Annotated in this window: 11 protein-coding genes; 2 read left to right on the top strand and 9 right to left on the bottom strand. The window is 42.1% G+C overall.

Annotation, left to right across the window (positions count from 1 at the left end; genetic code table 11):
• Positions 1–190 (top strand): hypothetical protein (locus tag M2135_RS02410; RefSeq protein ID WP_280746984.1); only part of this gene is annotated, 190 nt, incomplete at its 5' end.
• Positions 191–194: 4 nt separating this feature from the next.
• Here M2135_RS02410 and rseP read toward each other — a convergent pair.
• From rseP to M2135_RS02375, 7 genes are all read right to left on the bottom strand, one after another.
• Positions 195–1,523 (bottom strand): RIP metalloprotease RseP, encoded by a 1,329-nt coding sequence (gene rseP / locus M2135_RS02405; RefSeq protein WP_280746983.1) that lies wholly within the window; start codon positions 1,521–1,523, stop codon positions 195–197.
• Positions 1,524–1,550: 27 nt separating this feature from the next.
• The gene (locus M2135_RS02400) at positions 1,551–2,702 is read right to left on the bottom strand and encodes a 1-deoxy-D-xylulose-5-phosphate reductoisomerase (protein WP_280746982.1); all 1,152 of its coding nucleotides are present in this window, start codon (positions 2,700–2,702) and stop codon (positions 1,551–1,553) included.
• A gap of 4 nt (positions 2,703–2,706) precedes the next feature.
• Positions 2,707–3,585 carry a M23 family metallopeptidase gene (locus M2135_RS02395; protein ID WP_280746981.1) on the bottom strand — a complete coding sequence of 293 codons (879 nt, stop codon included), beginning with the start codon at positions 3,583–3,585 and terminating at the stop codon, positions 2,707–2,709.
• A 13-nt stretch (positions 3,586–3,598) separates the two neighbouring features.
• Complete coding sequence (gene rimM, locus M2135_RS02390) at positions 3,599–4,120, bottom strand: ribosome maturation factor RimM (RefSeq protein ID WP_280746980.1); 522 nt, start codon at positions 4,118–4,120, stop codon at positions 3,599–3,601.
• Between the two features lie 17 nt (positions 4,121–4,137).
• A complete protein-coding gene (murA, locus tag M2135_RS02385; RefSeq protein ID WP_280746979.1) occupies positions 4,138–5,442 on the bottom strand; it encodes a UDP-N-acetylglucosamine 1-carboxyvinyltransferase in 1,305 nt (434 codons plus the stop codon).
• On the bottom strand, positions 5,439–6,041 hold the full coding sequence (locus M2135_RS02380) for a DUF4290 domain-containing protein (RefSeq protein ID WP_280746978.1): 603 nt from the start codon (positions 6,039–6,041) through the stop codon (positions 5,439–5,441). The genes murA and M2135_RS02380 overlap by 4 nt, the downstream gene beginning before the upstream one ends.
• A gap of 188 nt (positions 6,042–6,229) precedes the next feature.
• A complete protein-coding gene (locus tag M2135_RS02375; RefSeq protein ID WP_280746977.1) occupies positions 6,230–8,041 on the bottom strand; it encodes a sugar-binding domain-containing protein in 1,812 nt (603 codons plus the stop codon).
• A 483-nt stretch (positions 8,042–8,524) separates the two neighbouring features.
• On the opposite strand from M2135_RS02375, the gene M2135_RS02370 reads away from it, so the two are divergent.
• On the top strand, positions 8,525–11,008 hold the full coding sequence (locus M2135_RS02370; protein WP_280746976.1) for an alpha-L-arabinofuranosidase C-terminal domain-containing protein: 2,484 nt from the start codon (positions 8,525–8,527) through the stop codon (positions 11,006–11,008).
• Between the two features lie 9 nt (positions 11,009–11,017).
• Here the strand turns inward: M2135_RS02370 and M2135_RS02365 are convergent, their stop codons facing one another.
• The gene (locus M2135_RS02365) at positions 11,018–11,992 is read right to left on the bottom strand and encodes a TPM domain-containing protein (RefSeq protein WP_280746975.1); all 975 of its coding nucleotides are present in this window, start codon (positions 11,990–11,992) and stop codon (positions 11,018–11,020) included.
• 8 nt (positions 11,993–12,000) lie between these two features.
• The gene (locus tag M2135_RS02360) at positions 12,001–12,594 is read right to left on the bottom strand and encodes a LemA family protein (protein ID WP_280746974.1); all 594 of its coding nucleotides are present in this window, start codon (positions 12,592–12,594) and stop codon (positions 12,001–12,003) included.
• Positions 12,595–12,623 lie beyond the last annotated feature (29 nt).

Raw genomic sequence — 12,623 nt, 5'->3', positions numbered from 1 at the left:
CCGCCCCCCCCGGGTCGATCCGCTACGCTCCTCACCCGGGGTTATGCACATTGAACGCCTGTGGCGTTTGCCTTCACTATCTTCACATTTTCTTCAATTTGAAGATGCTTTTTTGATTGACTCATATGATAAAAATAAACTCCCGGCCATCATCTCTGATAACCGGGAGTTTATCTTTTTTATGAAGTAATTCTTTATTTGAAAAAGAATCTTACAATATCATTCCCATTGGCGTAAATCAACAAACCGAATAGAAGTAACATCCCGGTTATTTGTGCATATTCCATGAACTTATCACTTGGCTTACGACGAGCAATCACTTCATACAACAGGAACATCACATGACCTCCGTCTAAAGCCGGTATCGGAAGGATGTTCATAAAGGCCAGAATAATGGATAGAAAAGCTGTACGTTCCCAGAACATTCGCCAGTTCCATTGTGCCGGGAATAATCCGCCGATGGTACCAAATCCACCCAGACTGGATGCTCCTTCTTTGGTGAAGACGTATTTCATGTCGTTGACATACCCTTTTAACGTATTGACTCCTAACTTTATTCCTGCCGGAAAAGATCCCAAAAAGCCATAGCTGTTTGTTACTGTTTGGTAAAGGTCTGTCGGCAACATAACAGAAACACCGATTTTACCGGCTGTGTCCGTATGCAATACGGTCGATTGTAGCTGTCCGTTTCGGTAATATTCGAGAGTGATATCCTTGTCTTTATTCTCTGCAAGCAGTGCTGATACCTGATCAAACAAGGGAGTCATTTCTCCGTTAACAGATACAATACTATCTCCGGCCTGTAGTCCGGCTAAGGCAGCCGGAGCATTTGCATCAACCAGTTCACGTACAACCATCGGTATACGGAATGGATCGGCAAACCCTTTTTTATCGCGCAATACCCGTTGCATGATATCTTCAGGAATGGGGATTACGGTCTCCATACCATTGCGTAAGACCGTTACATTCCGGGCATTAATAACCTGTCTGAAACTTGTTTCACCAAAACGCTCCAACTCTTCACCATCGGCACTTAATAGAATATCCCCATCTTGGAAACCTATATTATGGAATGTCTCACTGTAATTCATTCCCATTTTCATGTTTTTCAACGGTAGATAAGTATCTCCCCAATGGAATAGAATCATAGAGTAAATAAATAGTGCCAATAGGAAGTTAAACACCACCCCGGCAATCATAATCATAAGCCGTTGTCCGGCAGGTTTTGAACGAAATTCATATTCTTTCGCAGGTTCGGCCATCTGCTCTTTATCCATGCTTTCATCAATCATACCGGATATTTTACAATATCCACCCAAAGGCAACCAGCCGACACCATATTCGGTATCACTGTTTTTCGGTTTAAACTTGAATAGTGAAAACCAGGGATCGAAAAACAGATAAAATTTTTCAACACGCACTTTGAAAATCCGGGCAAAAATGAAATGTCCGAATTCATGCACCAGCACTAATATCGATAAACTCAATATGAGTTGTAACGCCTTAATTAAAAATGTCTCCATCTACAATAATATGTGTTTATACTTGTTTCAAAATAAATCGGCAGCTATTCGCCGAGCTTCAGCATCCGTCGCTACATAATCTTCATAAGAAGGCGAGTTGACGAAAGATACTTTTTGCATTGTTTGTTCAATGACTTCACTCATCTGTAAAAATCCAATCTCATCCTGTAAGAATGCGGCAACAACCACTTCGTTGGCGGCATTCAGTATACAAGGCATATTTCCCCCTTTACGAACCGCATCAAAAGCAAAAGCCAGATTGTGGAAACGTTTCAAGTCGGGTTGTTCGAATGTCAATGTTGCATATTTCATAAAGTCCAGACGAGGTGCTTTGCTGCTTAACCGTTTAGGATAAGAAAGGGCATAGGCAATCGGTAGTTTCATATCCGGAATACCTAATTGTGCCATTACCGCACCATCTTCAAACTGTACCATCGAATGTATGATCGATTGCGGATGGACTACGACTTCTATCTGATCCGGAGTCAATCCGAATAACCATTTTGCTTCGATCATTTCGAATCCCTTATTCATCATGGATGCTGAGTCAATGGTTACTTTGGCTCCCATATTCCAGTTCGGATGTTTGAGCGCCTCATTTTTGGTTACCCGACCCAACTCTTCGAGTGTTTTTGTACGGAATGGACCTCCTGAAGCTGTTAGTAAGACCTTTTCCACACTATTTTCCCATTCTCCGGCCAGACATTGAAAGATGGCTGAATGTTCGGAGTCGACAGGTAATACAGCGACTTTGTATTCGGTAGCCAGTGCAGTAATTAGTTCTCCTGCAACGACTAATGTTTCTTTATTGGCTAAGGCAATTGATTTACCTGCTTTTATAGCGGCAATGGTCGGTTTTAATCCGGCATAACCAACCATAGCGGTTAATACCATATCGATCGGTTCCAATTGTACCACTTGCGCAATCGCTTCGGCGCCGGCCCAAACCTTGATCGGCAAATCTTCCAAAGCCTCTTTTAATTCGGGATATTTCTGTTCGTTGGCAATCACTACCACTTCCGGCATAAAAGTACGTGCCTGATTGATTAGTAAGTCGACTTGATTGTTGGCTGTCAGTGCATAGATCTCAAAAAGATCGGAATGTTCTTGTACCACCTCAAGCGCTTGCGTTCCTATCGAACCTGTCGAACCTAATATTGCCAGTTGCCTTTTCATCATCTCATTAAAAAGCGATATATTCCGCCGGATTTATTGGAGTCCCTCTATACCATAACTCAAAATGAAGGTGTGGCCCGGTTGAAAGTTCCCCCGTATTGCCGAGTAGAGCAATGGCATCACCTGCATCTACATGGTCTCCTATTTTTTTTAACAAAAGGTCATTGTGTTTATAGATAGAAACAAATCCGTTTTTATGTTGTATGTGCAAAACATTACCGAATTGCGGATCGAAACCGGTATAGACCACCGTGCCGTCTAGTGTAGCCAAAACACTTTCGCTGGGAGCAGCAACCAGATCGATTCCAAAATGACCAATATCCGAATTAAATGCTGCCGAAACAACCCCGTTAACCGGCTTATAAAAGAATATAGCATCCGCCGGAATCGGGTTTGGATTTAATACTGTCAGGTTATATCTTTCTTCTTCTTCAAAAGCTGTAATGTATGCCTCTTCCCGTGATCCCCGGGGAATTTCATAATTGGCGTCTGTCTGAGCAAGCGAGTCTATTCGTTGAATCGAATCGATTTCAATGGTACCGGCAAGGATTCCTGACATATTTTCCATATAAAGAGATTGTATGGCTATCATTCGCTCGAGTGAATCTGCCCGTAAAGCATTTTGAACGATTTCTTTGCGCACCTCTACATCCAGATAACCGGGAAGATAATTACGTATCGGAGTGGTAATAATAAGAATGGAGGTAATGGTGATTAAGATGAATGCAAATACCGCCAGGGTGGTAATTACCGAAAGCTGTGACAGTCGGAAAGACCATACTTCTTCCAGTGTCCCTTCATTGAAAAATGAGAGTTTATACTTAAACTTCAGCTGATGCCAGAATGATTTTGTTCCTTTTTTATTATCTGCTCGTTTCTTTGCCATTTATAATTCCATTCTATAAATCCAATAAACCTTCCGGTAAAAAAACGGTCATTTGTTTGTTGGGATGATCTATTTCCGTAATCAACTCTTCGGCTGCAGGAAATAAAAGTTCTTCTCCTTTGTAATCGATATGCAACAGTACGTTGATCGTGCTTTCATCCACATGGATCACCTTTCCCAATAGACCATGTTTTTTATCACTTACCGTATATCCGATAAAATTATCCCATGTGATCCCTTCAGACAGATTATCAGCTGCCATAGCTGCTATCGGGTAATATACATCCCGATTGATAAATTCACGTGCCGAATCCTCGTTGTCGACATATTCCAGCTTCACCAGAATGATAGACTCCCCTTTATAGCGGTACTCTTCGATATAAAAGGGAACAAGTATACCGTCTATATCACAAATGAGATAGGGGTCATCACTCTCTTCAAAAAGATCATAATTTGTGACCAGTGCCAATTCACCTTTTACCCCGTGAGGTTTGGCAAATCGTCCGATTTTTAATGTGTCTTCCTGGTTAATCATGATCTGTTAAGATGAATTTATTTTCTTTTTATGTTTGCACCGAGTTTATTCAGACGCCCATCAATGTCCTGATATCCGCGATCGATCTGGTCGATATTATTGATGCAACTGGTTCCTTCAGCACTTAATGCGGCAATCAATAAGGCAATACCTGCACGTATATCGGGAGAGACCATGGTGGTGCCTCTCAGACGAAAACGTTGTCCTAATCCGATAACAGTTGCCCGGTGCGGATCACATAATATGATTTGTGCCCCCATGTCGATCAGTTTATCCACAAAGAACAACCGACTTTCAAACATTTTCTGGTGAATCAATACACTACCGATAGCCTGTGTGGCAACCACAAGGAATACGCTCAATAAGTCGGGCGTCAATCCCGGCCAGGGAGCATCGGCTATCGTCATAATCGATCCGTCGATAAACGTATCTATCTCATAAGATTCATGTGTCGGAATATGTATATCATCACCTCTTTGTTCAACCGTGATACCCAGTCTGCGAAAAGAATCGGGTATAATACCTAATTGCTCAAATCCGGTGTTTTTAATCGTTATATCCGAACCGGTCATGGCGGCCATACCGATAAAACTGCCTACTTCGATCATGTCGGGTAAGATCGTATGCTCGGTTCCTCCAAGCGATGTAACGCCTTCAATGACCAATAGGTTAGAACCAACCCCAGAGATGCGTGCTCCCATACGGTTTAACATAGCTGAAAGTTGCTGCAGATAAGGTTCACATGCCGCATTGTAAATGGTTGTCGTCCCTTCAGCAAGAGTGGCTGCCATCAATAGATTAGCCGTTCCTGTGACAGAGGCTTCATCAAGCAGCATATAGGTTCCTTTCAGTTTTTTGGCTTCGATTTCATACAATTGCTGGTCAGCCTTGTAATTAAAAGAGGCTCCTAACTTCTGAATACCGACGAAATGTGTATCCAAGCGGCGGCGTCCGATTTTGTCTCCTCCCGGTTTAGGGAGAATCGCTTTACCGAAGCGGGCAACCAACGGACCGACAATCATCACAGAACCTCTGAGAGAGGCACTTCTTCGTAAGAAATCATCGGTGTTCAGATAATCCAGATCTATCGCATCGGCTTGAAAGGTATATGTGCCGGAAGAGGGATGTTCTACTTTGACCTGCATATCCCGTAGAAGCTGGATCAGATTATTTACATCCAGGATATCGGGTATATTGTTGATCATTACTTTTTCAGCAGTAAGCAATACTGCACAAATAACTTCCAGAGCCTCGTTTTTTGCACCTTGGGGAGTGATTTCTCCGGATAACTTATGTCCCCCCTCTATAATAAATGAACTCATCGGCCTTTGCGGGTATGATTTTTCTTATTAGGAGTATTGTTACGCGCTAAAATATCGCGACTTTCAGTCAGTTTATGCACCTCTTCGTCCAAGACGATATGACCGTCTGATAATTCATCCAGATCTTTAAATATCTTCCGGTCATCGACCGACTCTTTATTCCAGGTCAGGAACGATTTTTTCATGTGGTTGGCCAACAAACTAATCAACTGTTCTTTTTCTTCTCCACTTTCTAAATCATTCGCTTTACGGATCATTAACTCCAAGGTCTTTCCGTAATGACGGTACCGGATGCGGGAGTTGTTATAGGGAATACGAGGTGGTTTTTTATAGAGGTTTTCTTTTTTGACAATTTCATACGGATAATCGATATCCAGTTTAAAGTCTGCCATAATAGCCAGGTGATCCCATAAGATATGCTTGAAATCATTCACATCCCGTAAGTGAGGAAACATGTTTCCCATGATGTTAATAATCGTATTGGCACAACGGGAGCGCTCCTCGCGATCCTGAATAGTTATGCAATAATCAACCATATTCTGAATGTTACGACCGTATTCAGGCATAACCAATCGTTTCACTTCCGTATTGTATTTCATCTTTTATTTTTATTTAGTCGGCAAATTTACAGATTATAATCGATTTATCCGAAAGCGGGGTTTATAAAAAACAATAACAGTGCGATTCAGGTGAGGCTTATGACTACCGGAGAGATAAAAAAAACTTCCGGAAGAGTCGTTCGCTCTCCCGGAAGTAATATAATAAATCAAGTTAGTGTGTATAAAACTTATTCAGATAATTGACGAATCACCTCCTGATTGATTTTTTTAACGGCTGATTCATTGATCTTTATAACTTTACGATCGTAAGTCATTAATCCGTTTACTTCAATTTCTACATCAGTTGTCTGGGTATATACTGCAGCGGAGAATCCTCTGTCGACCATACTTTTCAGTTCCTGTGCATATTTGACATATTCGGCGGTCACTTCATCGCTGTTTTTGAACTGGATATATCCCCAGTTGCGGTCGGGTTGCCACAGATGATTTTCAAGTGGGAGTCCGATCCCTCCATATTCGCCCAAAACGTTTACGCGTTGCGGGTCAAATAAAAACATACGGGGTCCCGGATAATTATGTAAATCCAGAATATCTCCGCAAGCCCGGTGATTACCACCACTTGCCGGATTGACAAGTCGTGAAGGATCGTATTGGGCTGTCCATTCGGCCACTTTTTCCGTATCAAATTGTCCCCAGGCTTCGTTGAACGGTACCCAGATGACAACAGAGGGGTTGGAAATACACAAGTCCATAATCTCTTTCCATTCCTGATAGAAGTTCGCAATGGAAGCTGCCGATCTGTTTTTGTCTGTTCCGCTGTTATATTCATGAGCGACCCACTGATTACCCATATCACCACTCGGCATATCCTGCCAGACCAGCATACCTTCTTTATCACAATGGTAGTACCATCGTGCAGGTTCAACTTTAACATGTTTGCGGATCATATTGAATCCCCATTCTTTTGTCTTGACAATGTCATACAACAACGCTTCATCGGTAGGAGCTGTGTAAAGTCCGTCGGGCCACCATCCTTGATCCAACGGACCATAGTGGAACAGATTTTTATTGTTCAGCTGCATACGCATAATGCCATTGGCATCTTTTTTGACGGATATTTTGCGAAATGCAGTATACGATTTGACTTCATCAACAACTTTTCCGTTTTTTGATAGCGTGATGACCATATCATACAAATAAGGGTTTGAGGTATCCCATAATGTCGGGTTCTGTACGCCCAGTCGTAACTCTTTACCTTGAATGCCTTTGGCGCTACTTATAACACGTCCTTTATCCAATAATTTGACTTCGACAATATTGCTGACATTACAATTAGCCCCGCTTACCGTGACAGATAGTGTGTTATTATCAATGTTTGGAATTGATTTTACAGCAGTGATGTGATCATTGGATACCGGTTCCAACCATACGGTTTGCCAGATCCCTGTTACCGGAGTATACCATATACCTTCCGGTTTAGAGGTCTGTTTTCCTCTTGGCTGATACCCTTTCTCGCTGGGATCCCATACACGAACCACTAATTTGTGCGTATTTTTTCCACTGAGATAAGGGGTGATGTTGAAAGAAAACGGCGTATACCCCCCTTGGTGTGAACCGATCAGAATATCATTGATAAAAACATCTGCAATCCAGTCTACTGCACCAAAATTGAGCATGATGTCTTTGTTTCTCCAACCGGAAGGAACGGTGAATTCACGTTTGTACCAAAGTTCATTGTTTTCACCAACAGTCTTTTGAACCCCCGATAATGATGATTCGACAGCGAATGGAACGAGAATTCTTCCATCAAACGTAGCCGGTTCGGCTTCTCCTTTTGGTTTAATGGCATAATCCCATTCTCCGTTCAGATTGATCCATTCCGTGCGTTCCAACAGGGGACGGGGATATTCGGGAAGTACGTTCTGGGGATTCATTTTTTCGGCCCAGTTTGTTTTGATTTTATCGCCTGCCGGTTTCCATTGGGCATAGGCACACGTAATAACAAAGAGACTACAGATTAAAAAAATGTTTTTTCTCATTACAGTTTTATGTTTAAATAGTTTCATGGTAGATCAAAAAAAGTGTGTGGGGAGAGGAGTAATTGCTTACTCCTCTCCGTTTTTTCAAAATAGATATCGCCTTAGTTTTCTCTTAGAATATAGATTAAACTGTTAATTTCAGTACAAAGGAATCTGCTTCTCGCCGAATTTTCTTTCAATAATCCGTCTAAAAAGTATAAGAATCGGTCAAAGATGTAAATTATGACCTGTTTTTGCGTTTTCATCAATAAAATGCGTATTATTTTGATCGTTTTTTAGTTGCTTTGCAGGATATTTTAGTTTTCCTCTGAAGACTTTTTTGTTAGAGGTACGTCTAAAATATTTTAGAGGTACGTCTAAATTCATTTAGAGGTAGGTGTAAATCAATTTAGAGGTACCTCTAACAGAAAAACGTTCTACCTCGTACAAAAAAAGGAACGTTGTGTTCTGTTTTTTTGTTTGGAACAAGCTATTATGATCCGTATGATAGAGAGAGAAATAGTGGATAGATGGAACTTAGGTGCAGTATGGATATGTTTTCTACTGTATTTATTAGGGGGTTGTCGGCCTGAAATGCCTGTGACTTCATCTATTACTGTTGAAACAGAAGGGGTGGGTGTCCCTGTGAATCAATCGTTGTATGGGTTGAATATTGAAGAAATCAATCATGCGATTGAAGGAGGGTTGTATGGTGAACTGATTCAAAACCGGAGTTTTGAAGATGGGGTACCTCCTTTGAATACCCGGTATGATGGTGTCCGGAATCTATTAGTGACCCCGAATAAATGGAGTATCCCGTTTGTGTCACCCTATGCGGTTCCCGGATGGCGACGTTTAGCGGTCAATACCATTATGGCTCCCGACCCACAGGAATTATTGAACGTTACAAACAAACGTTCTTTGTATGTAGCGGCTAACGCTTCGGTAGAAACGGGGCGGGGAGGAGTGGTTGCCGAAGGTTATGATGGTATTCTCTTGGAAAAAGGTGAACGGTATCACCTCTCTTTTTATGCGAAAAGCAACTATTTAGTTCCACGTACTATCGATGTTGCCTTGGAGGATTCGTCTCTTACTCATACAATCAGTGATGTATTCAGTATACGTCCTTCCCGTGAATGGAAAAAATATCAGTACACTTTTACAGCCCATACGGATGCAACGTATGGGGCTTTGACTTTTTCTACAGATACGGCTTTTGTCTTTTGGTTGGATGTCGTCTCTCTTTTTCCTGAAAAAACGTGGAATAACCGGTCGAATGGTTTGCGTATCGATCTGATGGAAAAAATAGTCGCTCTGAATCCGCAATTTATCCGTTTTCCGGGAGGGCCTTTTGTCGAGGGGTATACAGCCGGTACTTTCCCACTATGGAAGGAGTCGGTCGGTGATATTTCTCAACGAAAACATTTCTGGAACATATGGGGCTACGGAAGTTCTAACGGTATGGGGTACCATGAGTATCTACAACTGTGTGAAGACTTGAAAGCCGAACCTGTATATGTGGTGAATAGCGGGGTGACCAGCCAGAGTCGGCGACCCCGTTATGAGGCTATCGGTGAAATGGACAAACTGGTACAGGATGCATTGGATGCGATTGCTTATGCCAATGAACCGGCCGATTCGCTGTGGGGTTCTCTACGGGCAGAGAATGGTCATCCGACGCCTTTTCATCTAAAGTATATAGAGATTGGTAGTGAAAATAATGGGTATGAATATAATCGGCGGTTTGAATTTTTCCGTCAGGCGATTCAAGAAGTTTATCCGGAGGTCATGGTCATAAGTAGTGCTGCAACAGGCGGGAGAAATAGAAGTCATTGGGTTGATCACCATTTCCATTCGGGTGAAGATTATTTGATTTCGAATTATAATCTTTTTGAATCAATATACTCCTCTCGCCGTAATCCTTTATTTATAGGAGAATTTGGTGTTGTTGATAACAAAAACCAAGGCACAATGCGTGCGGCAATAGCTGAGGCTTGTTTTCTGATCGGAGCGGAAAATAATCAGCAGGTTGTAAAACGACTGGCATATAGTCCTGTATTGGGCAATGCCAAATATGCTTATCAACGTCCTCCTATGATCGCTTTTAAAAACAAGCAGATCCTTCTTTCTCCTTCCTATTATTTATGGGAGTTGTTGGCTAATCATAGAGGGGATGAATTACTAAAAACATCCGTTGAAACCTATGCTAAACCACAAGTGAGAGGAGGATATGCTTCCATTGAACTGTTTGATAACTGCTATGATATTACAGATGTATGTATCGATCAAAAAAAAGTAACAGCGATCAATACGATTACCGGGGGGTGGAAAATAGAGGATGATTATTTGATTCCGGAAGCAAATAGTTGGAATTATGCTATTATGGGTGATTCTTCCCAGCATAATTATGAGTTGACCGCAACCATTCAACGAACGAAAGGGAGTGGCACGATTCAGTTCCGGATCAGAGATAATGGAGAGTTAGGGGATCAAAGTCAATATTTGTCTCTGACAATAGGAGGGGAGCGTATCGAACTGCATCAGCAATCGTTGGCTGTTAGTCATTTATTAACTGATTCGGTGGATTTCCCTTTTGAGAGCCATCGGTGGTATAAGTTGAAGCTGACAGCCCATGATGACCGGATCACCTGTTCTGTGAATGATACCTTGATTTTTGATGGCATGCTTAAACCACTTCCGTCGCTTGTGGCAACTACAGCGTTAGATAATGAGACCGGTACGGTTTTCTTAAAGGTGGTGAATACGACACAACATGAAGAGATCACCCGTTTACAACTGAATGGGATCCATTTGCAAAATGAAGCGACTGTGATTCAGCTAAAAGGGTTGCCGGAGGATAAAAATACATTTGAAGATCCTGATCGGGTTATTCGGGAAGAGTTTTCCGTATCGTTTCCTCTCGGACGTCCGATGAATTATACTTTTCCTCCGAATTCGATTACCCTATTGAAACTCATAAAGGAATAATCCAAACAATCAAAAACGACTGATCGATCCGCCACCTCCGGAACGTCCCCCTCCCCAGGAACCTCCGGAGCGTCCTCCTCGACTACCTGATCCTCTGCCCAGACTACCTGCTCCTCCGGAATAATAGGGTGTTGAACTGCGACGGAGACGATCCAGTTGACGACGCTTTGTTTCTGTATATCCGCAATTTTTACAGCGATATGTATCGACAGCCACTCCTTCTGTCTTGAAGGTTGGTTGTAGTAAGGTTTGCCGTCCGACATATATAAATGTCTTTTCCCCGCATTGCGGACATCGCTTTGGGCGGTTTCTGAGTATAGAGATTAGAAAAATAGCAATGAGAAGGAATATACCGAAAAAGAAAAATATCCAGGCCAATGAGTCGTCGATATTCTTTTTACTCTCTGTTTCGACTAAAGATGCTCTAGCATAATCGCTGGCCAGCAGATATTCTTTGACTACTCTGACTCCTTTCAATATACCAGAGCTGTAATCTCCCGCTTTCATATCGGGAATCATATATTGTTGCTGTATACGATAAGTGATTATATCCGGTAATACATCCTCAATACCATAACCTGTCTCAAAAACGACAGAGCGTTGCGAGGGTTCGGTTACCAGCTGGATAAGGAGTCCGTTGTCTTTATTTTTCTTTCCGATACCCCAATGTTTGAAAAGGTCGGTGGCAAACATACGTGCATCATTATCGCCAATACTGTTGATGGCTACAACAGCCACTTCAATACCCAGGCTGTCTTCGACTATTTGAAGAAGTGCGTTGATTTGAGCCACATCTGCTGTTTGTATAATCCCATCCGGGTTACTGACATGATTCAACCGGTCTGTTAATCGGACGTTGGGTATTGTTCCGACGGTATAATCCTGATTGGCATATATACAGTATGTACTTACAAGAAACAGGAAGAATATGCAAGTAGATATTCTGCTCCTGTATCGCGGAGTTGCATTCACCAACCTTTTCATTGGTGTTGTCAGAATGTGACTACCGGTGCTTTTTCTGCTCCGGGATTAGCTGAGAAATATGCTTTGGGGTGGAATCCGAACATGCCGGCAAAGATGGTATTCGGGAATTGTCTGATATAGGTATTATAGGCCTGAGCGACTTCGTTGAAACGCATTCGTTCTACAGAAATCCGGTTTTCGGTACCTTCCAGTTGTGCCTGTAATTCCAGAAAATTTTGATTGGCTTTCAGATCGGGATAACGTTCTACAACAACCATCAGTCGAGACAATGCACTGCTCAACTCTCCTTGTGCAGCTTGGAATTGTTGCATAGACTCTTCGGTCAGATTATCGGCGTTGATGTTTGTCTGGCTGGCTTTTGCCCGTGCATTTACAACTCCTTCCAATGTCTCGCTTTCGTGCGTGGCATATCCTTTTACTGTATTTACCAGGTTAGGGATCAGATCCTGTCGGCGTTGGTATTGATTTTCAACCTGGCTCCAGGCTGTTTTTACATTTTCATCTTGAATAACCATGTTGTTGTAAACTCCTTTTACCCAAACGAATAAAATAACAATTAAGACAATGGGAATCAATATCCCTAATAATTTACTTTTGCCCATATGTGCGCTGTTTAATGTGTATAGTTTTT

The organism is Parabacteroides sp. PF5-9, from assembly GCF_029893105.1.
Taxonomy (GTDB): Bacteria; Bacteroidota; Bacteroidia; order Bacteroidales; family Tannerellaceae; genus JARXWG01.
This window is presented reverse-complemented; position numbering and strand designations above follow the sequence as displayed.

What these genes read in the sequence shown, in the direction of transcription:
- M2135_RS02370 (WP_280746976.1), top strand. Translation starts at nt 8,525, where the DNA reads ATGATAGAGAGAGAAATAGTGGATAGATGGAACTTAGGTGCAGTATGG.
- M2135_RS02360 (WP_280746974.1), bottom strand. Translation starts at nt 12,594, where the DNA reads ATGGGCAAAAGTAAATTATTAGGGATATTGATTCCCATTGTCTTAATT.
- murA (WP_280746979.1), bottom strand. Translation starts at nt 5,442, where the DNA reads ATGAGTTCATTTATTATAGAGGGGGGACATAAGTTATCCGGAGAAATC.
- M2135_RS02375 (WP_280746977.1), bottom strand. Translation starts at nt 8,041, where the DNA reads ATGAGAAAAAACATTTTTTTAATCTGTAGTCTCTTTGTTATTACGTGT.
- M2135_RS02395 (WP_280746981.1), bottom strand. Translation starts at nt 3,585, where the DNA reads ATGGCAAAGAAACGAGCAGATAATAAAAAAGGAACAAAATCATTCTGG.
- M2135_RS02365 (WP_280746975.1), bottom strand. Translation starts at nt 11,992, where the DNA reads ATGAAAAGGTTGGTGAATGCAACTCCGCGATACAGGAGCAGAATATCT.
- M2135_RS02380 (WP_280746978.1), bottom strand. Translation starts at nt 6,041, where the DNA reads ATGAAATACAATACGGAAGTGAAACGATTGGTTATGCCTGAATACGGT.
- M2135_RS02400 (WP_280746982.1), bottom strand. Translation starts at nt 2,702, where the DNA reads ATGATGAAAAGGCAACTGGCAATATTAGGTTCGACAGGTTCGATAGGA.
- rimM (WP_280746980.1), bottom strand. Translation starts at nt 4,120, where the DNA reads ATGATTAACCAGGAAGACACATTAAAAATCGGACGATTTGCCAAACCT.
- rseP (WP_280746983.1), bottom strand. Translation starts at nt 1,523, where the DNA reads ATGGAGACATTTTTAATTAAGGCGTTACAACTCATATTGAGTTTATCG.